The following is a 24,396-nucleotide window of genomic DNA, read 5'->3' on the forward strand; positions in this document are numbered from 1 at the left end:
TGCTTTTTGTAGAGCCGATTGTAAGGATTTGTCGTCGACGATGCGACGGGCACAGCTATTTAACCGACTAATGGCACATCTACCACTACAGAAGGTGTGCCCAAGACCAATCAAACTAGGCAGATAATGGCGCTTAAGAATTACTGAATAATACCGCCGCCCAAGCATACCTCATCTTTATACAGCACCATTGATTGCCCCGGTGTGACAGCCCACTGTGGCTCATCAAATATCAGTTGGACACCATCTGTTGCATTCTTCCCGTTTATATAGCTCAGGGAACAAGCGCTGTCTTGCTGGCGATAGCGGGTTTTGGCGGTATAACGCCCTTCCTGTGGTGCTTCGCCCAAAATCCATGAGCAGTCTTTGGCAATCAGAATTGGATTAAGCAGCAGTGGATGATCATGCCCTTGCACAACGATCAGCTCGTTCTTTTCCATATTTTTGCCCGCCACAAACCACGGCTCGACACTGCCTTTGGTGCCACCGATACCGAGACCTTGGCGTTGGCCGAGCGTGTAATACATCAGACCTTGATGTTCACCCATTACTTTGCCTTCGGGCGTCACCATCGCCCCCGGTTTTTTCGGCAGGTAGCGATTCAGAAACTCGCGGAATGGCCGCTCGCCGATAAAGCAGATACCGGTCGAGTCTTTTTTCTTCGCATTTGGCAAATCAATCTGTTCGGCAATAACGCGCACTTCGGATTTAAGCAAATCACCCAGCGGAAACACCGCATGCGAGATTTGCTCTTGGCTTAAGCGATAGAGGAAATAAGTCTGGTCTTTGCTTTGATCGGCAGCGCGCAGCATTTCGGTACGGCCGTCTTCTCTTAATCTGGTTTTCGCGTAATGGCCGGTCGCGAGTTTTACGCCACCTAGCTTGATCGCATATTCCAAAAACGATTTAAATTTAATTTCGCTATTACACAAAATATCGGGGTTTGGAGTGCGGCCAGCCGAGTATTCGGTCAGGAAATGACTAAACACACGGTCTTTGTACTCGGCGGCAAAGTTCACCAGCTCGATGTCGATGCCGAGCAAATCCGCGACCGCAATCGCGTCCATCGAGTCTTCTTTGATCGAGCAATATTCATCGTTATTGTCGTCTTCCCAGTTTTGCATGAACACGCCGTGCACTTCATAGCCCTGCTCTTTTAAAAGATGTGCAGTGACCGAAGAATCAACTCCGCCAGAGAGGCCTACTACGATTTTGCTCATAAACTATTACCATCAAAGTCACGGATCAGATCAATCGGAAAGCGTCGACCCGCTAAATAATCATCAATACACGCCAACACCAGCGGACTGCGATGCTGCGCCGCGCGCGCGATGAGTTCATCGCGGCTCAACCACACCGCAGCTTCGATGCCTTCATCGGCAATCCCAAGCTGACGTGCCGCATCGTGCTCACCCAGCTCGCCGGTAAATGCATAGCGCAGATAAGTCAGATCCGTACCCGGTACTGTCCATTGATAAATGCCGACTAGTGCCGTGGGCTCAAATTGATACGCGGTTTCTTCCAGCGTTTCGCGGCGGCAAGCGGCAATAATTGATTCGTTTGCATCGACGTGGCCAGCGGGCTGATTGAGCTTAAGTTCGCCCTGAATGCGCTCTTCAACAATCAAAAAGCGGCCATCACGTTCGATCACCGCCGCAACGGTGGTATTGGGTTTCCACATCGGATTTGAATTCGTCAGGCAAAACAGGATTTTACCGCAATTTTCCGCCCGAATCGCCTGCGCCAGTCGGTAAAGTTCACCGCACTTTATTTGGCCCGCGGCGACCGCGTTGCTTGGGTCGAGCAGGCTGGATTGGCTCGGGTTTAGCCACGCCCGGTGCGGCAACATTGAGTTTTTTGAATTGCCCCAAAGGAATATCATCGAGTGTATAGCCACCAACAGCATAGCGAATAAGGCGTAGCGTTGGATACCCCACCTTGGCGGTCATGCGGCGCACTTGGCGATTTTTGCCTTCGCTAATCGTGATCTCCAGCCAAGTAGTCGGGATATTGGCACGCTCGCGGATTGGCGGATTACGCGGCCAGACGATCGCGGGCTGCTCAATAATCCGCGCACCAGCAGCCTGGGTTTTGAAATCACCCAAATCGAGGCCGCCCGCGCGCAAGGCATTGAGCGCAGCCTCGTCGGGAATACCTTCGACTTGCACCCAATAGATTTTGGGCAATTTGTGTTTCGGGTCGGTAATGCGGTGAATCAGCGCGCCATTGCCAGTGAGCAATAGCAAGCCTTCCGAATCAGTATCGAGCCGCCCGGCTGCGTACACATCCTTGATCGGCACATAATCGGCAAGGCATTGATGAGGCGGGCTGGGGGTAAATTGGCAAATCACACCGTAGGGTTTATTCAACAGGATAAGCTGTGGCATGGCGAACGGACTTGGCAGGAAAGCGTCAAACCTGTGATAATAGTGCGTTTTTTCTGTTTGGCTTGGAAAAATACAATAAATAGCTGAATAGATTGTTTTCAATGACTGTATTTCACAGGAAATAGCACGATGAGTCTGATCAAAGTACCTCAAGGCGGCGCGAAAATCGTTCCTAACCTCGCCACTCCTGATAATCCAATTATCCCATTCATCGAAGGCGATGGCATTGGTGTGGATATCACTCCAGTTATGATCGATGTAGTCGATGCGGCTGTGAAAAAATGCTACGGCGACGCACGTAAAATCCACTGGATGGAAATCTACTGCGGCGAGAAAGCGTCTAAATTGTACGCAGACGGCTCATACCTGCCACAAGAAACCCTCGACGCACTGAAAGAGTACGTTGTATCGATCAAAGGCCCATTGGCTACGCCAGTTGGCGGCGGTATCCGTTCATTGAACGTAGCTCTGCGTCAAAATCTAGATCTGTACGTTTGCTTGCGTCCAGTACGTTATTTCGAAGGCGTTCCTTCGCCAGTTAAACGCCCAGACCTCGTAGACATGGTGATTTTCCGTGAAAACACTGAAGACATCTACGCCGGTATCGAGTGGGACGCGACTTCTGAAGGCGCGAAAAAAGTTATCGAATTCCTGCAAAAAGAAATGGGCGTGAACAAGATTCGCTTCCCAGAATCTTCTTCTATCGGTATCAAGCCAGTATCGAAAGAAGGTACTGAGCGTCTGGTTCGTAAAGCAATTCAATACGCGATCGACAACAACCGTAAGAGCGTTACCTTGGTTCACAAAGGTAACATCATGAAGTTCACCGAAGGCATGTTCCGCACTTGGGGCTACGAGTTGGCTAAAAACGAATTCGGTGGCGTTGAGATCGACGGCGGCCCATGGTTGCAACTGCCGAACGGCATCGTGATCAAAGACGTGATCGCTGATGCCTTCCTGCAACAGATCCTGTTGCGTCCAGCTGATTACGACGTGATCGCTACTTTGAACCTGAACGGCGACTACATTTCTGACGCTTTGGCAGCAGAAGTGGGCGGTATCGGTATCGCTCCAGGCGCGAACTTGTCTGACAACGTAGCGTGCTTCGAAGCAACGCACGGTACTGCACCGAAATACGCTGGCCAAGACAAAGTGAACCCAGGTTCACTGATTCTGTCGGCTGAAATGATGTTGCGTCACATGGGCTGGACTGAAGCGGCGGACAAGATCATCGAATCAATGGGCAAAGCGATCCAAGACAAGATCGTGACTTACGACTTCGCCCGCCTGATGGACGACGCGCAAGAAGTGTCTTGCTCGGCCTTCGGTAAAGCGATGATCGAACGCATGTAATTTTATGCGTTGATGATCGACAAAAAACCCCGCTGAGCGGGGTTTTTTTATATGCCCGGCTTTCAGTCGGGCTGGCACTGCGGCAGATATTTAAGTTCAATCATCACTCAAAAGCTCACGCCCGGCGGTTCATCTGAAGTAGCGCTGGGCCATGTCGATATACTGATTCAACAGGCAATAAAAAACCCGCAGGTTAAACAGCGGGCTTAGGGCAGTTACTCGCTTAAGTAATTAAGCAGTTTGAATATTACCCGCTTGCATGCCTTTTTGGCCTTGTGTCAATTCGAAAGAAACGCGTTGACCTTCTTTCAAAGTTTTGAAGCCAGGCATATTGATTGCAGAGAAGTGCGCGAACAAATCATCGCCACCATCATCTGGAGTGATAAAGCCAAAACCTTTAGAATCATTGAACCACTTAACAGTACCTAATGCCATATCGAAATAATCCTGCAAACTAAGATAAATAATCATGAAATATCGGCCAACATATTTATGCAGAAACCGATGTTTAGTTAGACAGAAATACTTCCATCAAACTTGCATTACTTTTTACGCGAGAATAACCGCGTCGGTCAAGCGGAACAATCTTTACTAATTAACAGTGTGTCATCTCTATCACGCTTGAAAAAAGTCGACTTAGAGCCAAAATAGAAGAGACACCCTAGGCAGTGGAACACAATGGCAATTTCGCATCAGTTTGACACCGAACTAAAAAAAGCAGACGTTCGTACCGCCCCCCCGCCCATGTGGCAGGTCGTGTTACTCAATGATGATTTCACCCCGATGGACTTCGTCATCGACGTGTTGCAGCAGTTTTTCGGACTAGGATCGGATCAGGCCACACAAATTATGCTTAAAGTGCACCATGAAGGTCGCGGCATCTGCGGAACTTACCCCAAAGACATCGCCGCCACCAAAGTGGCCGACGTAACGCAGCACGCGCGGGCGCATCAACACCCGCTGCAATGCATCATGGAGGTGAAATAAAATGATCGCCCAAGAACTCGAAGTTAGCTTGCATATGGCGTTCATGGATGCGCGGCAAAAGCGCCATGAATATATTACGGTCGAACATTTATTGCTCGCCCTGCTCGACAACCCCTCAGCCATTGAGGTGATGAAAGCATGTGGCGCCAATCTGGATGAGCTACGTCGTCAGTTGGGTGACTTTGTTACCGAACATACGCCTGTTGTTTCTGGGACCAGTGAAGTTGAAACTCAACCCACGATTGGCTTTCAACGCGTGATCCAACGTGCCATTTTGCATGTGCAATCATCAGGCAAAAAAGAAGTCACTGGCGCCAATGTGCTGGTGGCAATTTTTGGCGAAAAAGACAGCCATGCGGTGTATTTCCTGCACCAGCAAGGCATTACCCGCCTAGATGTCGTTAATTTTATAGCGCACGGTATTAGCAAAAGCGCCAGCAACTCCTCACAATCGGCGCCTAAAAACGAACAATCAGAAGAAAGCGACAGCGAAAGCAGCGCGGGTGGCGCACTGGAGAATTACACCCAGAATATGAATCAGCAGGCTTTGGCGGGCAAAATCGATCCGCTGATTGGCCGCGATCATGAGCTGGAGCGCGTAATTCAAACGCTATGCCGTCGCCGCAAAAACAACCCACTACTGGTTGGCGAAGCGGGCGTGGGCAAAACAGCGATTGCCGATGGCTTGGCACGCAAAATCGTTGAAGGCGATGTGCCTGACGTGCTGGCCGATGCCACCGTTTACACGCTCGATATGGGTGCGCTACTGGCTGGCACTAAATACCGTGGTGATTTTGAACAACGTCTTAAAGCGGTGATCAAGCAGCTTGGCGAAGAGCGCAATGCGATCTTGTTCATCGACGAAATTCATACCCTCGTGGGTGCGGGAGCGGCTTCGGGTGGCACCTTGGATGCATCCAACCTACTCAAACCCGCTCTGTCAAACGGCACGCTCAAATGCATTGGCGCAACGACCTATACCGAATATCGCGGTATTTTTGAGAAAGATAACGCGCTGTCCCGCCGTTTTCAGAAAATCGACGTGGTTGAGCCAACCATCGAGCAAACCGTTGAGATTTTGAAAGGTTTGAAAGATAAGTTTGAAGCGCATCATGGCGTTAAATACACGCAAGCAGCGTTGACGACTGCAGTGGAACTGTCGGCCAAATTTATCAATGACCGCCACTTGCCTGACAAAGCCATTGATGTGATCGACGAAGCCGGTGCGGCGCAAAAAATCTTGCCGCGCTCGAAACAGAAAAAAACCATCGGCAAAGGCGAGATTGAAGACATTATCGCCAAAATCGCCCGCATTCCGCCCAAATCGGTGTCGACCGATGATAAGAACACGCTCAGAACATTGGAGCGTGATCTGAAAAACGTCGTGTTTGGGCAGGAAAAAGCCATTGAAGTTTTGGCCACATCAATCAAAATGGCGCGTGCAGGCTTGGGCAACCCGCAAAAACCGATTGGCTCTTTCCTGTTTAGTGGCCCAACGGGTGTAGGTAAAACCGAAGTGGCGCGCCAACTGGCTTATACGATGGGGATTGAGCTGATCCGCTTTGATATGTCCGAGTATATGGAGCGGCATGCAGTGAGCCGCCTGATTGGTGCGCCTCCGGGATATGTCGGTTTCGAGCAAGGCGGTTTGCTGACCGAAGCAATCAATAAACATCCGTATGCTGTGGTGTTACTCGACGAAATCGAGAAAGCACATCCTGATATCTACAACGTACTGTTGCAGGTAATGGATCACGGCACGCTTACCGACAACAATGGGCGCAAAGCCGATTTCCGCAACGTGGTGATTATCATGACCACCAATGCTGGCGCGGAAATGCTCAATAAATCGGTAATTGGCTTTACAGCGAAAAAAGAAACGGGCGATGAAATGCAAGAAATCAAACGCCTGTTCACGCCAGAGTTCCGCAACCGGATTGATGCGATTATTCCGTTCGCCCCATTAACGCATGAAATCATCTTGCAAGTGGTCGAGAAATTCTTGATGCAGCTAGAAGCGCAGCTACATGAGAAAAAAGTCGAAGCGCATTTCACAGATGAGCTCAAAGACTATCTGGCAAAACATGGTTTCGACCCGCAAATGGGCGCGCGCCCGATGGCTCGTTTGATTCAAGACACTATTCGCAAAGCACTTGCAGATGAATTGCTGTTTGGTCGCCTAGTGAGTGGTGGTGAAGTTATCATTGGCATTGATGATAACGGCAAGGTATTGCTTGAAATCCCTGAGAAGGAAACAGTTCCGGCTTAATACCCCCACCTGAAAACAAAAGCCCACCAATTTGGTGGGCTTTTTTCATTTCGAAAACTTATTTTTGCAACACCGTTACATATTGCGCAGGGGTTGGCGCAGGGAATGCCGCCAGTGTTTCCATAATCACCCGGTTGGTATCAAAATACACTTGCCAGTAATTATCATTGTGGCAATACGGGCGCACTGCCAATACGGGACCAACTAACTGGAAGTCTAATATCTCAACATCCACCGCTGGCTCGCTCACCACATTTGGAATCTTGGCAATATTCGCTTTCAACTGCGCAATCGCTTCTGGCACATTGGCAGCACCCGATAATTGAGCTTTCAAATCCACCCGACGAAATGGCGTTGAAGTGTAGTTTTGAATATTGTCGCTAAAGATTTTGTTATTACCCACAAAGGTAATGATATTGTCGGGGGTTAAAATTGTGGTCGAGAATAACCCTACTTCATGTACCACGCCGGTGACGCCACCTGCAGTAATCATATCGCCCACTTTGAAGGGTCGCAGCACAATCAAGAACGCACCGCCGGCAAAATTGGCTAACAAACCCGACCAAGCCATACCAATTGCCACACCGGCTGCTGCCAGCAATGCGGCAAAAGTGGTTGTCTGGATACCGAAGTAGCCCAAAATTCCGACAACCAGCAGTACATTCAAGACCACCGTCACCGCCGAACCGACATACCGCAATACTGTTGGATCAACATTCTGCCGATGTAAACCACTTTGCACAAAACGAACTACAACACCGATCAACCAACGACCAACCACCCAAAACACAATGGCTGCTAGAATTTTCACGCCAAATTCGGTTACATATCCCAGCACTATATCTTGATACTTAGTCAGCAGAGCTGCATCCATTTCCCATCTCCTTGTAATAACCATTGCAATTGCATACAAGAATCTTACCGCATTCTGCTACAACACCAAATCATTAACCACGCGGGTGGTGTGTTTGATGCAGTAATTTCAAACGCTGTGCGGCAACTTGAGTGTAGATTTGCGTGGTAGTAATATCTGCGTGCCCCAACAAAGTTTGCACCACCCGCAAATCAGCACCGTGATTAAGCAAGTGGGTCGCAAAGGCATGCCGCAAGACGTGCGGACTGAGTAATTCAGCAGCGATATCAGCTTGCGCGGCATACTGCTTGATAATGAACCAACATCCCTGCCGCGTCATTGCCTCACCGCGCTGATTTACGAACAAACAGGGTTCAGCTGGGTGTTTAACTAGCTGCAAACGCGCCTCCTGCAAATATCGGGCAATCCAGTCGGCAGCCACCTCCCCCATCGGGACTAAACGCTGTTTACCCCCTTTACCATTACTCACGAGCAAATAGCGTTCGCGCAAATGCACATGCTCAACAGGCAATGTAACCAGCTCAGTAACCCGTAAGCCGGTGGCATACATGAGCTCCAGCATGGCCCGATCACGCAGACCCGCTGCATTAGTCAGATCAGGGGCATCGAGCAAAGCTTCAATTGCCGCTTCGGATAACGCTTTAGGTAATGGCCGGACACGCTTTGGCGAGCTCAATTGCGCGCATGGATCAAGCTGCAGCTGGTCTTGTAAAATCCAGTAACGATAAAATTTGCGCAAACTAGCCATGCGCCGAGCAAGGCTGGCGGCTTTCAAATCACGCGCCTGACGCGCCAAAAATGCCTGAACTGCATCGCGATCGGCCTGCCAGAGGCTGATTTTTCGCTCCTGTTGTAGCCAGTTCGCCCAAATTAATAAATCCCGACGATAGCTTTCTACCGTATTTTGCGATAAACCTTCGCCGAGCCAAATACCATCCAGAAAACGATCGATCAATGCAATTTCAGCTGCGGCTAAAGGCACATTTGCAATTTGATTCATCAGTAGTCAGCCACCGCAATTATTCCTTCATGGCGCAGTAACCAGCGTTTAATTGGCATCCAATCCAAACCGTTGCGGTTGGCATTGAATCCCCCCAAACCTTGCGCCGCCACCACGCGATGGCAGGGCACAATAATCGGTAATGGATTGCGACCACAAGCGCCACCTACTGCACGTGGGCTAGATTGAATTTGCTGGGCAATATCCAAATAACGTAAGGTGTGGCCGGAGCGTATCGTGGCAATTTGTTGCCAGACTTTTTGCTGATGCACAGTCCCCTCTAAGCGCCAGGGCAGGGTAAACTCAAACTTAGGATTGCTACAGTAAGCTAGGAGCTGTTGCTCGGCCTCTCGCAATAGTGGATGAGCTGGCTTTTGCTGTGCAAGTGGTTGACTCAGAAAATCAAGGCGCAGCAATTCATGCTCATTGGCGGTAATCTCTACGGCTCCAAATGGCAAAGCCATACTAAATGAGAATAAATCGGCCATTCAAATACCCCGTGGCGTATACCGTTCTAGATCTTAATTTTAAATAATTAGGGAGATATACCCTAGGAGTAAATGGCTTCATGCAGCGCAGAGAGTAAGCTGAACTGATGATCTTCGGTTAGCTCCCAAAACATTGCTCCAGCGAGTTGCTGCTGGCGAACATAGCGTCCTTTGAGCGCAATAGATTCTTGATCTTCATAGCTAATAAACCGATCGCCATCAAAAAGCCATGGAGCTTGTGCTGTAGCATCCCAATACCTCTGAAAACGTCCGCTTGGCAGAAGTTCAGTTTCAATCTGGCGAAAACTAGGCGCGGTATTGGAACCAGCACATCCAAGCGCCCCCAAGCCTGGAGCCCCCACCCCAGCTAGAGCACGACCATACATTGGACACCCCAATACTAGTTTTTCGGCGGGTACCCCATGTGATCGAAATAATGCCACCCCATCGTCAGCGCTATCGCCCAGTGGATCACTGGCAGAGCGATATAAATTGGCATGGTGGCCAGCCTGCTTAGCCCAGCCATTATAAAAATCGTAAGTCATTAAATTAATAAAATCACAAGCTTGGGCCACCTGATTGACCTCGATGCCATCGAGATAATATTGGCCAGCACCTGCCGCAATACTCAGCTGGTAACGCGCATCAACAGTTCGCGGCTCAAGCTCCGATTGCAAATCTAAGCGCTGACGTACCGCCTGCAGCAATAAAGAAAAATTGTGACGATCTTGCTCACGCGCTGTAATCCCTGCCATTGCATTGCTTGGATATTCCCAATCCAGATCGATGCCATCTAGTTGCCGCATCAGCATAAATTGCACCGCCGACTCGGCAAACTCAGCACGGGACTGCTCAGTCAGAGCCGCATCCGAAAAACCATCCGCTCCCCAGCCCCCAATTGAAATCATCAATTTGAGTTTGGGGTTTTTCTGCTTTAGAGCCTGCAATTGGATGAACTGTTGCTCGGCTCGTTCTAGCGCAGCGGCGTCAGCCTCCTGCCCAATACTCTGGGGCAAAACCACGCGGCCATCGTCAATATTGGCAAAGGCATAGCAAATATGAGTAAGCTTTTCGGCCGGGATCGTTGAAATATCAAAACTAGGCCAAGAGGCCAAATACGCTAGGAAGATACGAGGCATACATCCTCTAGGGGCCGACTACGGCCGATGCAATAGGCGGTTTTGTGGTTTAGAGTGCAGCAATCACCGTCATTTCAACTAAATAGTTCGGATCTGCCAGCTTTGCCTGCACTGTAGCACGTGCGGGCGTATGTCCCTGTGGAACCCATTCAGACCAGGCACGATTCATCGCATCATAATCATTCATATCACTTAGAAAAATAGTAACCTGCAAGATCTTCGATTTATCTGAGCCAACCTCAGCCAACAGTCGATCAATACACGCAAGCACTTCTTCAGTTTGCCCGAGTGCATCTTTGCTTAAGGTTTCGGCAATTTGCCCAGCCAAATACACGGTATTATTGTGCACCACCGTTTCGCATAAGCGTGGGCCAACATGATAGCGTTGAATGGATGACATTTCGGTTTTCCTTTTAAGTAAAAAAGGCGAGCTCACGCTCGCCTTATCTGATGAGTGACTTAGGCTACTGCGCGTAGGCGTAGCGAGAAATCTTCTAGCGCTTTGATGCCACTAGTTTCAGCGCGTTGACACCAATCCTGTAACTGCACAAGCAGCTCATCACGAGTTAAGGTTGAGCGCTCCCAAATTCGAGTTAGCTCTTGTCGCATCTGATAAACCTGCGCCAGAACAGCGCTTTGCGCCAACAAAGCTTGCAGATGCAGCTTCTCGGTAACTGGCGTATCTTTTTCGTCTTGTTTGAGCCAGATTTTCATTTGTTTGGACAAATTAACATTCAATGTCGGCAAATTAGCGGATGCTTTTAAGGCATCCAATTCTGCAACAACAGTATCCATCAATGTGCGCGCATAGCTGGCTGCAATCGCATAGCGATTGGCGATCACCGCCTGCAAAGCAGCTTCATCGAGCACTGGGCGGGCCGCAGCTAGTTTTAATTTAGGTGCTACTTTACGCACTGTGGCCAATTTAAATACGGCCAAAGTGCGAATATAAAACCAGCCAATATCAAACTCAAACCATTTATAAGACAACTTGGCAGACGTACCGAATGTGTGATGGTTATTGTGCAACTCCTCACCTCCAATCAAGATCCCCCAAGGAAAAATATTGGTCGACGCGTCTTCACATTCGAAGTTGCGATAACCCCAGTAATGGCCGATGCCATTAATTACCCCAGCAGCAGTAACCGGAATCCACAGCATTTGTATCGCCCACATCCAAATGCCATCGACACCAAACAGCGCTAAATCAATGAATGCCATTATTGTAGGACCAAGGCTGGCATATTTACTATAAACATGACGCTCAAGCCAATCATCAGGAGTGCCATGACCGTATTTTTGCAAAGTTTCAGCATTGGCAGCTTCTGCGCGATAAAGCTCCCAACCTTCAAAGAACACTTTTTTAATCCCCAGGATCTGCGGGCTATGCGGATCTTCCACTGTCTCGCATTTAGCATGATGCTTGCGATGAATTGCGGCCCATTCTTTCGTCACTTGCGCGGTAGTTAGCCACAACCAGAAACGGAAGAAATGACTAGCAATCGGATGCAAATCTAATGCTCGGTGTGCTTGATGACGGTGCAAATAAATGGTAACCGATGCGATCGTGATGTGCGTTAGCACTAAGGTAATCAGCAGATTTGCCCACCAAGGTAGCCCCATAAGGCCATTGAGCCATTCCATTACGAACTCTCCAAATGTGGACATGAAACGCTGGTTAGAACATGCCCACTTGTCATATACATTTTAAGACTTTTGAGTACCAGTATCTTGCGCTGGCGATAACAGCATCACATCACGACGAGGGTAAGGTATTTCAATGCCATACTCTTTAAATGCCCGCCAAATTTTTAAATTCAATTCTGATTTTAATCCCATCTGACCATTTTCAGGGTCGGCCAACCAAAAACCCAAGGTCAGGTTAATGCCACTATCTGCGAAGGCGGTCACAAAGGCCCCCGGCGCTGGTTCAGCTAAAATACGGGGGTTATTTTTCGTAACCGAGATCATCAGCTGCATGACTTGCTCCAAATCTGAATCGTAGGCCACCGACACAGGCAAACCAACCCAGACCGAACGATCATTGTACGACTGGTTAACGACGGTCTGCGTGATCAAGGTGTCATTTGGCACCAGTGACTCGGTACCATCCGCCGCCTTGAGCACGATATAACGCGAGGTCAGGCCACTAATCACACCTTGACGATTATCCACAGAAATTAAATCGCCCATTTTTATCGAACGATCAAGCAAGATGATGAAGCCAGAAACGTAATTGGAAGCAATTTTTTGCAGGCCAAAACCTAAGCCGACACCTAAGGCACCACCAAAAACCGACAATACGGTTAGATCAATACCCACTAGTGACAAGGACAACAGCACAGCAATCACAACGAGCGCTGAACGCATAATTTTCACTAGTACCACACGGACATTCATTTCCATGACATCAGCCAGCATTAAGCGATGTTCTATCGTGCGCCCCAACCACATAGCAAGAAGCAAGGTGGCACCAACAGAAATAATGCCTTGCAGCACCGTTAGTACCGAAATATGCACCTTTCCAGCATCAAAACTGATCGTATCCAAGGTTTGCAATACTTCCGGCAAAATGCCTACCACATGCAGCACATACAGCACCCAAATCATCAGGGAAATATACTTTTCCCATTGCTGAACCCACTGCGCTCCTTCAAATACTCGCCGGATGATATAAACCAATATGCGAATATTAACCATTGCCAACATGAGCAAATTAGCCACTCGCAGCAAGGAGTTGGTTTGTCCATCGATAAAATGCAGCGATAGATTAGCAGCGCTAACCAATGCTAAAGCTAAGAGCGGAAATAAAACCCGTTTCAAACCATCGCCACCAGTTTTCCAACGCATGTCTTGCACGGATTGATGACGTAAGATGCGACGCGAAAACCAATAGGCTCCGCCCCAGCACAACAATAGCAATACAGACTGCAAAATCATCTGTGGATGCATAATCCCCATCTGACTCACATCAGCGACCAATTTCGCCAACAAGTTGTGACGTTCTAAAGCCATTAAATCATTCACCTCGAATTAACTGCAGGGTTTTCGTCGTCGACGTATCAAACAGGAATGGTATCGAATGCACAGCCCCACCCCGGGCCAGCACTTCGCGGCTCCCCACAATATGCTCAGGTTTCCAATCGCCACCTTTGACCAAAATCTCGGGTTGAATCAATTCAATTAATTCAAACGGTGTATCCGCATCAAACCAGGTCACCAAATCAACTGACTCCAAGCTCGCCATCACCGCAGCCCGATTAGCCAACGGGTTAATTGGGCGATCATCTCCTTTGCCCAGCCGCTTGACCGATTCATCAGTATTTAGCGCCACCACCATTGCAGCGCCTAAAGCACGCGCTTGCGCCAAATAGGTCACATGCCCGCGATGCAAAATATCGAAACAGCCATTCGTAAAAACCAATGGGCGTGCAAGTGATGCCAACTGCTGGATTAATTGCTCAGGAGGGCAGATTTTTTTCTCAAAAATTGGCGTAGCATATTCGGCCATTGAGTACTTCCTTAGTGGTTTTTACTAGGCATAGGATACCAAACAAAACCAAAAAGATAGTACTTGTAATGCCTATTTTGGCAATATTCAAGCAAGATAGTTTTGTGATGAGGGTAGCAAATAGGGCTTGCCTAGTTTGATTAGGATTTAAAGGGTTTTAATAGGTATATCGTCGCATAACAATCAGGACATAACCTAGACGGCAATACCCACCCCACCTTCATTCTGAATCCCTTTCCTCATTTCTCGCGCACAGCAAAAAGCCCAGCTATTTCTAGCTGGGCTTTCTACTTACTTAGGGTAGTCTGGCAATGTCCTACTTTCACACGGGCAATCCGCACTATCATCGGCGCTGAGGCGTTTCACTGTCCTGTTCGGGATGGGAAGGAGTGGGACCACCTCGCTATGGTCACCAGACAAAACTGGGTGAGTTAGCTGTACTTGATGCACAACCACTCGAAATCAATAGAAGAAGTAATCTTGTTTCTCTTCACCAAACAATTTCTTTGGGTCAACTGTATCACGTCATATCAACGCGTCTCAGGTTATAGGATCAAGCCTCACGGGCAATTAGTATCGGTTAGCTTAACGCATTACTGCGCTTCCACACCCGACCTATCAACGTCCTGGTCTCGAACGATCCTTTAGAGGTCTTATAGACCTAGGGAAGTCTCATCTTGAGGCTAGTTTCGCGCTTAGATGCTTTCAGCGCTTATCTATTCCCGACTTAGCTACCCGGCAATGCCACTGGCGTGACAACCGGTACACCAGAGGTCAGTCCACTCCGGTCCTCTCGTACTAGGAGCAGCCCCCCTCAAACTTCCAACGCCCACTGCAGATAGGGACCAAACTGTCTCACGACGTTTTGAACCCAGCTCACGTACCACTTTAAATGGCGAACAGCCATACCCTTGGGACCGGCTACAGCCCCAGGATGTGATGAGCCGACATCGAGGTGCCAAACTCCGCCGTCGATGTGAACTCTTGGGCGGAATCAGCCTGTTATCCCCGGAGTACCTTTTATCCGTTGAGCGATGGCCCTTCCATTCAGAACCACCGGATCACTATGTCCTGCTTTCGCACCTGCTCGACTTGTCGGTCTCGCAGTTAAGCCGCCTTTTGCCATTACACTATCAGTACGATGTCCGACCGTACCTAGGCGACCTTCGAGCTCCTCCGTTACAATTTGGGAGGAGACCGCCCCAGTCAAACTGCCTACCATGCACGGTCCCCGATCCAGATAATGGACCTAGGTTAGAACCTCAAAGGGGTCAGGGTGGTATTTCAAGGACGGCTCCACAGAAACTGGCGTTCCTGCTTCAAAGCCTCCCACCTATCCTACACAAACCACTTCAAAGTCCAATGCAAAGCTACAGTAAAGGTTCACGGGGTCTTTCCGTCTAGCAGCGGGGAGATTGCATCTTCACAAACACTTCAACTTCGCTGAGTCTCGGGAGGAGACAGTAGGGCCATCGTTACGCCATTCGTGCGGGTCGGAACTTACCCGACAAGGAATTTCGCTACCTTAGGACCGTTATAGTTACGGCCGCCGTTTACTGGGACTTCAATCAAGAGCTTGCACCCCATCATTTAATCTTCCAGCACCGGGCAGGCGTCACACCGTATACATCCACTTTCGTGTTAGCACAGTGCTGTGTTTTTGATAAACAGTCGCAGCCCTCATTTCTCTGCGGCCTCATTGGGCTCCGGTTGTACACCTTCACCTACTAGAGGCACACCTTCTCCCGAAGTTACGGTGTCAATTTGCCGAGTTCCTTCTCCCGAGTTCTCTCAAGCACCTTAGAATACTCTTCCTACCCACCTGTGTCGGTTTGCGGTACGGTTCGATATTAGCTGAAGCTTAGTGGCTTTTCTTGGAAGCAGGGTATCGCTCACTTCGTCTACAAGTAGACTCGTCATCATGCCTCAGTGTTAAAGTAGCCCGGATTTGCCTAAGCTACACACCTACACACTTAAACCAACTCTTCCAACCGTTGGCTGAGGTAACCTTCTCCGTCCCCACATCGCACTAATACCAAGTACAGGAATATTAACCTGTTTCCCATCGACTACGCATTTCTGCCTCGCCTTAGGGGCCGACTCACCCTGCGCCGATGAACGTTGCGCAGGAAACCTTGGGTTTTCGGTGAGGGGGCTTTTCACCCCCTTTATCGCTACTCATGTCAGCATTCGCACTTCTGATACCTCCAGCATCCTTCTCAAGACACCTTCACAGGCTTACAGAACGCTCCTCTACCATATGTACATCGTACATATCCGCGTCTTCGGTTATCAATTTGAGCCCCGTTACATCTTCCGCGCAGGACGACTCGACCAGTGAGCTATTACGCTTTCTTTAAATGATGGCTGCTTCTAAGCCAACATCCTGGCTGTCTATGCCTTCCCACCTCGTTTTCCACTTAATTGATCATTTGGGACCTTAGACGGCGGTCTGGGTTGTTTCCCTCTTGTCCCAGGACGTTAGCACCCCAGGACTGTCTCCCATGCTCGCACTTGACGGTATTCAGAGTTTGCCATGGTTTGGTAAGTCGCGATGACCCCCTAGCCATAACAGTGCTTTACCCCCGTCAGTGATACATGAGGCACTACCTAAATAGTTTTCGAGGAGAACCAGCTATTTCCAAGTTTGTTTAGCCTTTCACCCCTATCCACAGCTCATCCCCTAACTTTGCAACGTTAGTGGGTTCGGACCTCCAGTGCGTGTTACCGCACCTTCATCCTGGCCATGGATAGATCACTTGGTTTCGGGTCTACGCCCAGCAACTGTGCGCCCTATTCGGACTCGGTTTCCCTACGCCTCCCCTATTTGGTTAAGCTTGCTACTGAACGTAAGTCGCTGACCCATTATACAAAAGGTACGCAGTCACGGAACAAGTCCGCTCCCACTGTTTGTATGCATCCGGTTTCAGGTTCTATTTCACTCCCCTCCCGGGGTTCTTTTCGCCTTTCCCTCACGGTACTGGTTCACTATCGGTCGATGATGAGTATTTAGCCTTGGAGGATGGTCCCCCCATCTTCAAACAGGATTTCTCGTGTCCCGCCCTACTTCTCGTACGCTTAGTACCACAATTGTGCTTTCATATACGGGGCTATCACCCACTATGGCCGGACTTTCCATTCCGTTCTATTAACACGACTGCTATCACGTACAGGCTCTTCCCATTTCGCTCGCCACTACTTTGGGAATCTCGGTTGATTTCTTTTCCTGCGGTTACTTAGATGTTTCAGTTCACCGCGTTCGCTTCACATGACCTATGTATTCAGTCAAGGATGACCCAAAAGGGCCGGGTTTCCCCATTCGGAAATCGTGGGATCAAAGCACTTTGCCAGCTCCCCCACGCTTATCGCAGGCTATCACGTCCTTCGTCGCCTATCATCGCCAAGGCATCCACCAGATGCACTTATTCGCTTGATCCTATAACCTCAAACACGTTTTACCGTGATCTCGGTTTAGAGTATCGGTATTTACGACTTGTTGAATAGTTTCTCAGGCTATTCAACGGCTAGTCTTTCGACTAGCAGATACAATCAACCCAATTTTTTTACTGTTCACATCAGTTTTACCTGATGCTCACATTGTTTAATTAGGAGATATTACTTCTTCTATTTTGTTAAAGAACGATACAGATGTCTTGCGACATTCCGATTTAAGAAACCAGAACAAAATCAATTACCCGAATCAAACGATTCGTCAATTGACTGAATTCTGAACTCTTGTGATTGGTGGAGGATGACGGGATCGAACCGACGACCCCCTGCTTGCAAAGCAGGTGCTCTCCCAACTGAGCTAATCCCCCAATCTGGCATTACTAAGCTGTTTCCACTTACAGGTAAGTGGTGGGTCAAGCTGGAATCGAACCAGCGACCCCCGCCTTATCAAGACGGTGCTCTAACCGACTGAGCTACTGACCCAGCTTTCCAACCGAGTAGTGTTCAAGTTCCCTTGAGCACTGTCTCTGTATCTTCAAAATCTACAGCCGATGAGTGTGAGTACTTGACCCGCAGGTCTTTCTCTTGAAAGGAGGTGATCCAGCCGCAGGTTCCCCTACGGCTACCTTGTTACGACTTCACCCCAGTCATGAATCCCACCGTGGTAAGCGGCCTCCTTGCGGTTAGCCTACCTACTTCTGGTGAAACCCACTCCCATGGTGTGACGGGCGGTGTGTACAAGGCCCGGGAACGTATTCACCGCGACATGCTGATCCGCGATTACTAGCGATTCCGACTTCATGCACTCGAGTTGCAGAGTGCAATCCGGACTACGATCGGTTTTGTGAGATTGGCACCCCCTCGCGGGTTAGCGACCCTCTGTACCGACCATTGTATGACGTGTGAAGCCCTGGTCATAAGGGCCATGAGGACTTGACGTCATCCCCACCTTCCTCCGGTTTGTCACCGGCAGTCCCACTAAAGTGCTCAACTGAATGGTAGCAACTAGTGGCAAGGGTTGCGCTCGTTGCGGGACTTAACCCAACATCTCACGACACGAGCTGACGACAGCCATGCAGCACCTGTGTTACGGTTCCCGAAGGCACTCCTCTATCTCTAAAGGATTCCGTACATGTCAAGACCAGGTAAGGTTTTTCGCGTTGCATCGAATTAATCCACATCATCCACCGCTTGTGCGGGCCCCCGTCAATTCCTTTGAGTTTTAGTCTTGCGACCGTACTCCCCAGGCGGTCAACTTCACGCGTTAGCTGCGTTACTAAGCTCCGAAAAGCCCAACAACTAGTTGACATCGTTTAGGGCGTGGACTACCAGGGTATCTAATCCTGTTTGCTCCCCACGCTTTCGTGCATGAGTGTCAGTATCAGCCCAGGGGGTTGCCTTCGCCATCGGTGTTCCTCCACATCTCTACGCATTTCACTGCTACACGTGGAATTCCACCCCCTCTGCCGTACTCTAGTTAGCCAGTTCACAATGCAATTCCCAAGTTGAGCTCGGGGATTTCACATCGTGCTTAACAAACCACCTGCGCACGCTTTACGCCCAGTAATTCCGATTAACGCTTGGACCCTACGTATTACCGCGGCTGCTGGCACGTAGTTAGCCGGTCCTTATTCTTCAGGTACTCTCAAGAGCGATGGATATTAGCCACCACCTTTTGCTCCCTGACAAAAGCGCTTTACAACCCGAAGGCCTTCTTCACGCACGCGGCATTGCTGGATCAGGCTTGCGCCCATTGTCCAAGATTCCCCACTGCTGCCTCCCGTAGGAGTCTGGACCGTGTCTCAGTTCCAGTGTGGCGGATCGTCCTCTAAGACCCGCTACTGATCGTCGCCTTGGTGAGCCTTTACCTCACCAACTAGCTAATCAGCCATCGGCCGCTCCAATAACAAGAGGTCTTGCGATCCCCCTCTTTCCCCCGTAGGGCGTATGCGGTATTAGCTATCCTTTCGGATAGTTATCCCCCATTACTGGGTACGTTCCGATGTATTACTCACCCGTTCGCCACTCGCCACCAGACCGAAGTCCGTGCTGCCGTTCGACTTGCATGTGTAAAGCATGCCGCCAGCGTTCAATCTGAGCCAGGATCAAACTCTTTCGTTTAATCGCTATGCTATTTTTACTACTTGGCTTGTACTTCAATACTCAAAGAAAGAAACGAGAAAAACTTAAAAAGTTCGTCTTGTTTATTTCCTATCATCTGAGTGCAAGCACTTGTTTCGACTTACGAATCAAGCACTCACACTCATCGGCTGTATATTGTTAAAGATCGTTGCTGGCATCGCTTCGTTTCGTTGCGTCATCAGCAGAGAGGCCGAACTATACCCACCAGCCTGAAACACGTCAACACCTATCGACGAAGAAAAGCGAACAAAGGCGCTAAGTGGTTGATCGGAAAGGAAACGAAAATCGAAATATTTTGGCAAAGAACGCCAAACTCAAACCGACAGCACCAGCGTAGCCACCAACAAAACTCGCAAAAACTCAGAAAAACCGGCCAAAACCGCAGGCAATAAGAAGAAACAACCTGAATCGAACGCTCAAACTGCGCAAAACACACCTCGAAAAGCACTCAGCCCACTGGAGTGGGCTGAGATAATCGCGGCAAAATCACTGATTAACTATTCAGCAGTAATATTAGGTGCGACAATTCGCCCCATTCAATTGCTTATATGTAGGAAGCAGCATGCCTTGGCAAGAACTCCGCCTTACCACTGACTCGGCCCATGCCGAAGCTTATTCAGATGCCCTGTTTGATTTAGGCGCTTTATCGGTTTCAATCGAAGATGCTGCCGCAGGCACTAGTCATGAAAAGCCCATTTTTGGCGAACCAGGCGAACCAGTCGATCAACTGTGGGATACTAGTATTGTTTTGGCGCTCTTCGAAGCCGACGCAGAAGTTGCGCTAATTGTCGCTGCCGCGGCCAATCAGTTAGAACAAGCTGAACCTAAATTTGAAATTGTGATTGTTGAAGAACAAGACTGGGTGCGTTTAACCCAATCGCAGTTCGACCCGATCCCAATCTCCCCACGCCTGTGGATTACGCCAACTTGGCACGAATGCCCAGATCCAGCCGCCGTGAACATTCAGCTCGACCCGGGCTTGGCGTTTGGCACCGGCAGCCACCCTACGACGCGCCTGTGTTTGCAATGGCTAGATGCCAATATCAAAGGCGGTGAAACCGTATTAGATTATGGCTGCGGCAGCGGTATCTTGGCGATCGCAGCGATGAAACTCGGTGCAGGTCCAACCGACGGCATTGATATTGATGCGCAAGCGATGATCGCTTCGGAACAAAATGCCGAACAGAACGGTGTAAGCGGCCGATTCTTCTTGCCTGACGCGGCACCTGCACAAACTTATGATGTGGTTGTGGCCAATATTCTGACCAACCCGCTCAAAGCACTTGCACCACTACTGGCTGGCCGCTGCCGCGCTGGTGGGCAAATTGTGTTATCGGGCATTTTGTCTGAGCAAGCACATGAAATTATTACCATTTACGGAGAATGGTTTGATTTTGTTGCACCAAAAGAACACGAAGGCTGGGTGTGTTTAGCCGGCGTTCGCAAATAATCTGTGAATATCGGTTAAAATCGCCGCCATGAATCAAATCACGCGCTGCCCAAATTGCAGCACCTCATTTCGCGTTACGGATGAACAGCTCGCAGCACACCAAGGTAAGGTACGCTGTGGGCGGTGCTCGTTTATTTTTAATGCGCGTGATTTCTTGCAACGGCTCGAACCAGCAGCAACTGCCCCAAGCAACACAGGGGGTATCAATCCAGCAGAAGCTACTGAAAAGGCTATCAAGGCAATACCCTCGGATAAGACTCCACGAACTGCGGAAAACTCTACCGCACGAGTGCTGGACACTAGCACTCGCACCGAAACTCACATCAGCAAAGAAGCAGTCACAAGTATTGCAATCGAGCCTGCGTTCCCGGTCAATGAACCGGCAGATAAACCCGACCAGTCGCCCGCGCCCGCCAAAGATGAGCGTGATTTACAGCGAGCTTTGGCACGTTTAATTAAACAAACGCGACGCCAGAAAACCCGCAAAAGCCGTAAACCCAACCGCCACACCATTGATGCAAGCAATGCAGCACTCAGTATCACAGACAATACTGCGGCCCAAAATGCAAACTCAGCGGCGATTGACTCCGAAGCAGAGTATCGCCCCATCCTCGATGATACCGATGACTTGTTCCTCCCACCCAAACGCAGTCGATGGTCGTGGCTCTGGTCATTAGGCAGCCTACTGCTGACCATGAGCTTATTAGCCCAGTTGGCCTACAACTACCGCTTAGAGTTAAGTCAGGAATTTCCTGCCTTGCGACCAAAATGGCTGGTCTTATGCAGTCATTTGGCCTGTGAAATGCCTTTACCACGCCAGGCAGATTTATTGCGCTCAGAGTGGTCTGAACTTACGTACATTCCAGATCACCCGACCTTGATTCAGGTAAAAGCAACGCTGCGCAACCTCGCTCCGTTCGAACAAGCATTGCCAAAGCTAGAACTAACGCTAACCGATGAAAGCGAACGGGTTGTTGCGAAAAAAATATTCCGTCCTGCAGAATACTTGGCGCAAAGTGATACGGTGCAAAACTCTTTAATCGCAAATGATGAGCTGCATGCTTTTTTACAGCTGGATCTGGGGACTCTCAACTCAACCGGTTATTCCTTGTATTGGTTCTACGATTAAGCACGACCTCGATTTTCACCCCTGCAATTTCAAAGTAAGCACGTCCTTGTATTTCCCCAGCGAAAGACCATACTGAAAGAATATTTTCAGGGGAAAAACCATGTCTACAGTCATGCTCAATGGCACACCGATCAGTATTGGTGGCCGCTTTCCACACGTTGGTGATACCGCGCACAGCTTTATGCTCGTCGATCTTGGACTACAAGACGTGGCGCTTTCAAAGTTTTGGGGTCAGCGCAAATTGATTGCGGTTGTTCCAAGCTTAGATGCGGCCATCGGCCTAACGATTGCTCGGCAACTAGAAAAACTGGGGTATGAGCTGACCAATACCGCAATTATGACCGTGTCAGTAGATACCCCCTATGCGCTTTCTCGAATTAATGAAGCCGAGGGCTTTCGCAAAATTCAACTCATGTCCACATTACGCGGGCGCGATTTTCATAAAGACTACGGCGTGATGATCACTGATGTGCCGTTATCAGGCCTGATGACCACCGCACTATTTGTACTCGATACTAACGATACGGTGTTGTATGCGGAATTAGTGCCTGAATTGATGAATGAACCCAATTATGATGCAGCCATGGAAATTCTGAACCCTCCCCCCGCAGAAGCCCAAGCCGATGCAAATTAGCTAAGCTGTTGTGTGATAAAAAAAGCCGATCCGTCGGCTTTTTTTTATCTGGGTAGCCCCAATGTAATGAGTGCAACAATAAATCAACAACATGCAATTTTTCTAACACCACTGATCTTAATATTCTGGAGAATTTCGAATGGCTACAGTTACTCTTGGTGGCAACCCAATCAATGTAAATGGCAACTTCCCAAGCAAAGGAAGTGCAGCACCGGCCTTTAGTCTAGTTGCAAAAGATTTATCAGACCTTAGCTTGGCCAGCCTGGCCGGCAAACGCAAAATTTTGAACATTTTCCCAAGTGTAGATACACCAACGTGCGCAGCATCTGTACGCCGCTTCAATGAAGCGGCATCTAAGCTGGAAAACACCGTGGTATTGTGTATTTCTGCTGACCTACCGTTTGCTCAAAGCCGTTTTTGTGGCGCGGAAGGTTTAGAAAATGTGATCAATCTGTCGACTATGCGCGGCCGTGAGTTCTTGGCAGCCTACGGTGTGGAAATCGCCAATGGTCCATTGGCAGGTGTAGCTGCTCGCGCAGTGGTTGTGCTGGATGCCAACGATCAAGTCATCCATAGCGAACTGGTTGCCGAAATCAAAGATGAACCAAACTATGCCGATGCACTGGCTGCATTGGCCTAATCGCTAGCGAGCATTAATGATCCAGCCAAACCTGGCTGGGTCGTTACAGCAAAGCGGGGCAAATACCGTACAATATCTGTGCGCTATTTGCCCTTTTTAACACCCAGCTATTTCACCCCTGTATTGCGATCCATTTGATGACCCACTGGCCCAGCGAACTCTTTAATCAGCATCCTGCATTCACCCCCATCAAAGCCCATTTGGCAATGTTTTCGGCTCCCCCCACTTATGCGGATTGGGCGCAAACACCAGTGATTGCCCACAGCGCCAGCGGGGCTCCAATTCGCTTTGTCCCCAGCGAACAAATTACCGAATATTACGAGCTAGCAGTGTATCGGCACGGGCATGTAGCGACCCGGCTAAATTGGCATGACACCTTTAATGCCATGATCTGGCACGCATTTCCACGCAGTAAGTCGGCACTCAACGCAATGCATCAGCGCATTATTGATGCCAACCCTGAAGATAAAGTCCGCGGTGCAGCACGGGATGCGGCAACTCTGTTTGATGAATGCGGTTTGATCGTGCCATATAGCAACCCGGCGCTCATCGAGCTGCTGGAACAACATGAATGGACGGCGCTATTTATGGATCAACGCGCTGCATGGGGAGCACAAATTAGCGCCATCACATTTGGACACGCCAATTTTGAGAACCTACTGACGCCATTTATTGGCTTAACCGGCAAATGCTGGCCAATTGCTGTACCCGCTGATTTTTTTGTGCTTGATATTGCCGCACAATGCCAACATCTTGATGCGCAACTGAGCGCCCTAATCGATGCCGATCACCTGCAAAAGCCTAAACAGCTACCAGCCCTACCCTACCTCGGTGTACCGGGCTGGTACACGCAACAAGACCATGCTTTTTATGCCAACGAAAGCTACTTCCGACCCAAGAGAAAAGCAGCCAGTACCTGATGTATCCACCTGCATGACAATTC

General features: G+C 49.3%; 20 protein-coding genes, 2 tRNA genes and 3 rRNA genes. 8 read left to right on the forward strand and 17 right to left on the reverse strand.

Going from position 1 to position 24,396, the window contains the following annotated elements; translation table 11 throughout:
* Positions 1-140 precede the first annotated feature (140 nt).
* From mnmA to HZU75_RS03315, 3 genes are all read right to left on the reverse strand, one after another.
* A complete protein-coding gene (gene mnmA / locus HZU75_RS03305) occupies positions 141-1,220 on the reverse strand; it encodes a tRNA 2-thiouridine(34) synthase MnmA (RefSeq protein WP_180307775.1) in 1,080 nt (359 codons plus the stop codon).
* The gene (locus HZU75_RS03310) at positions 1,217-1,681 is read right to left on the reverse strand and encodes an NUDIX hydrolase (RefSeq protein WP_180307776.1); all 465 of its coding nucleotides are present in this window, start codon (positions 1,679-1,681) and stop codon (positions 1,217-1,219) included. Before HZU75_RS03310 ends, mnmA begins: the two co-directional genes overlap by 4 nt.
* A gap of 76 nt (positions 1,682-1,757) precedes the next feature.
* Positions 1,758-2,387, reverse strand: a complete 630-nt coding sequence (locus HZU75_RS03315; protein ID WP_180307777.1) for a pseudouridine synthase — start codon at positions 2,385-2,387, stop codon at positions 1,758-1,760.
* 129 nt (positions 2,388-2,516) lie between these two features.
* Between HZU75_RS03315 and icd the strand changes: the two genes are divergently transcribed.
* Positions 2,517-3,740: an NADP-dependent isocitrate dehydrogenase gene (gene icd / locus HZU75_RS03320; protein ID WP_180307778.1), complete on the forward strand. Its 1,224-nt coding sequence runs from the start codon at positions 2,517-2,519 to the stop codon at positions 3,738-3,740.
* 231 nt (positions 3,741-3,971) lie between these two features.
* On the opposite strand, the gene HZU75_RS03325 is transcribed toward icd, so the two are convergent.
* Positions 3,972-4,175 (reverse strand): cold-shock protein, encoded by a 204-nt coding sequence (locus HZU75_RS03325; RefSeq protein WP_180308719.1) that lies wholly within the window; start codon positions 4,173-4,175, stop codon positions 3,972-3,974.
* A 243-nt stretch (positions 4,176-4,418) separates the two neighbouring features.
* Here HZU75_RS03325 and clpS point away from each other — a divergent pair, with 243 nt between their 5' ends.
* Both clpS and clpA read left to right on the forward strand, forming a co-directional pair.
* Positions 4,419-4,727, forward strand: a complete 309-nt coding sequence (clpS, locus tag HZU75_RS03330) for an ATP-dependent Clp protease adapter ClpS (protein ID WP_180307779.1) — start codon at positions 4,419-4,421, stop codon at positions 4,725-4,727.
* 1 nt (position 4,728) lies between these two features.
* A complete protein-coding gene (clpA, locus tag HZU75_RS03335; RefSeq protein ID WP_180307780.1) occupies positions 4,729-6,996 on the forward strand; it encodes an ATP-dependent Clp protease ATP-binding subunit ClpA in 2,268 nt (755 codons plus the stop codon).
* Positions 6,997-7,054: 58 nt separating this feature from the next.
* On the opposite strand, the gene HZU75_RS03340 is transcribed toward clpA, so the two are convergent.
* The 13 genes from HZU75_RS03340 to HZU75_RS03400 all read right to left on the reverse strand — a co-directional run bounded on the left by HZU75_RS03340 (position 7,055) and on the right by HZU75_RS03400 (position 19,579).
* Positions 7,055-7,870, reverse strand: coding sequence for a mechanosensitive ion channel family protein (locus HZU75_RS03340; RefSeq protein ID WP_180307781.1), 816 nt, complete (start codon positions 7,868-7,870; stop codon positions 7,055-7,057).
* Between the two features lie 73 nt (positions 7,871-7,943).
* Positions 7,944-8,870, reverse strand: coding sequence for a site-specific tyrosine recombinase XerD (gene xerD / locus HZU75_RS03345; RefSeq protein WP_180307782.1), 927 nt, complete (start codon positions 8,868-8,870; stop codon positions 7,944-7,946).
* Positions 8,870-9,358, reverse strand: a complete 489-nt coding sequence (locus HZU75_RS03350) for a methylated-DNA--[protein]-cysteine S-methyltransferase (protein WP_180307783.1) — start codon at positions 9,356-9,358, stop codon at positions 8,870-8,872. Before HZU75_RS03350 ends, xerD begins: the two co-directional genes overlap by 1 nt.
* 62 nt (positions 9,359-9,420) lie before the next feature.
* A complete protein-coding gene (locus HZU75_RS03355; RefSeq protein WP_180307784.1) occupies positions 9,421-10,497 on the reverse strand; it encodes a glycoside hydrolase family 18 protein in 1,077 nt (358 codons plus the stop codon).
* Between the two features lie 49 nt (positions 10,498-10,546).
* Positions 10,547-10,897: a RidA family protein gene (locus HZU75_RS03360; protein ID WP_180307785.1), complete on the reverse strand. Its 351-nt coding sequence runs from the start codon at positions 10,895-10,897 to the stop codon at positions 10,547-10,549.
* 59 nt (positions 10,898-10,956) lie between these two features.
* Positions 10,957-12,141 (reverse strand): DesA family fatty acid desaturase, encoded by a 1,185-nt coding sequence (locus HZU75_RS03365; RefSeq protein WP_180307786.1) that lies wholly within the window; start codon positions 12,139-12,141, stop codon positions 10,957-10,959.
* A 63-nt stretch (positions 12,142-12,204) separates the two neighbouring features.
* Entirely contained in the window at positions 12,205-13,512 is a 1,308-nt protein-coding gene (locus tag HZU75_RS03370) for a mechanosensitive ion channel family protein (protein WP_180307787.1), read from the reverse strand.
* A 4-nt stretch (positions 13,513-13,516) separates the two neighbouring features.
* Positions 13,517-14,008, reverse strand: a complete 492-nt coding sequence (gene rfaE2, locus HZU75_RS03375) for a D-glycero-beta-D-manno-heptose 1-phosphate adenylyltransferase (RefSeq protein ID WP_180307788.1) — start codon at positions 14,006-14,008, stop codon at positions 13,517-13,519.
* Between the two features lie 303 nt (positions 14,009-14,311).
* Positions 14,312-14,425 (reverse strand): 5S ribosomal RNA (rrf, locus tag HZU75_RS03380).
* Positions 14,426-14,557: 132 nt separating this feature from the next.
* Positions 14,558-17,444: ribosomal RNA gene (locus HZU75_RS03385) — 23S ribosomal RNA — on the reverse strand.
* 306 nt (positions 17,445-17,750) lie between these two features.
* A tRNA-Ala gene (locus HZU75_RS03390) sits at positions 17,751-17,826 on the reverse strand.
* Positions 17,827-17,864: 38 nt separating this feature from the next.
* Positions 17,865-17,941, reverse strand: a tRNA-Ile gene (locus HZU75_RS03395).
* Positions 17,942-18,046: 105 nt separating this feature from the next.
* Positions 18,047-19,579, reverse strand: a 16S ribosomal RNA gene (locus HZU75_RS03400).
* Together the 16S, 23S and 5S rRNA genes with 2 tRNA genes alongside form the textbook arrangement of a ribosomal RNA operon.
* 583 nt (positions 19,580-20,162) lie before the next feature.
* Here HZU75_RS03400 and prmA point away from each other — a divergent pair.
* The 5 genes from prmA to HZU75_RS03425 all read left to right on the forward strand — a co-directional run bounded on the left by prmA (position 20,163) and on the right by HZU75_RS03425 (position 24,373).
* Positions 20,163-21,050 (forward strand): 50S ribosomal protein L11 methyltransferase, encoded by an 888-nt coding sequence (gene prmA / locus HZU75_RS03405; RefSeq protein ID WP_180307789.1) that lies wholly within the window; start codon positions 20,163-20,165, stop codon positions 21,048-21,050.
* Positions 21,051-21,078: 28 nt separating this feature from the next.
* Positions 21,079-22,179 carry a DUF3426 domain-containing protein gene (locus tag HZU75_RS03410; RefSeq protein WP_180307790.1) on the forward strand — a complete coding sequence of 367 codons (1,101 nt, stop codon included), beginning with the start codon at positions 21,079-21,081 and terminating at the stop codon, positions 22,177-22,179.
* A 100-nt stretch (positions 22,180-22,279) separates the two neighbouring features.
* The gene (tpx, locus tag HZU75_RS03415; protein ID WP_180307791.1) at positions 22,280-22,813 is read left to right on the forward strand and encodes a thiol peroxidase; all 534 of its coding nucleotides are present in this window, start codon (positions 22,280-22,282) and stop codon (positions 22,811-22,813) included.
* 139 nt (positions 22,814-22,952) lie between these two features.
* Positions 22,953-23,453 carry a thiol peroxidase gene (gene tpx, locus HZU75_RS03420; RefSeq protein ID WP_180307792.1) on the forward strand — a complete coding sequence of 167 codons (501 nt, stop codon included), beginning with the start codon at positions 22,953-22,955 and terminating at the stop codon, positions 23,451-23,453.
* 137 nt (positions 23,454-23,590) lie between these two features.
* Entirely contained in the window at positions 23,591-24,373 is a 783-nt protein-coding gene (locus HZU75_RS03425; RefSeq protein WP_180307793.1) for a DUF3025 domain-containing protein, read from the forward strand.
* Positions 24,374-24,396 lie beyond the last annotated feature (23 nt).

Origin of the sequence: Chitinibacter fontanus (genome assembly GCF_013423785.1) — a bacterium.
Lineage (GTDB): Bacteria > Pseudomonadota > Gammaproteobacteria > Burkholderiales > Chitinibacteraceae > Chitinibacter > Chitinibacter fontanus.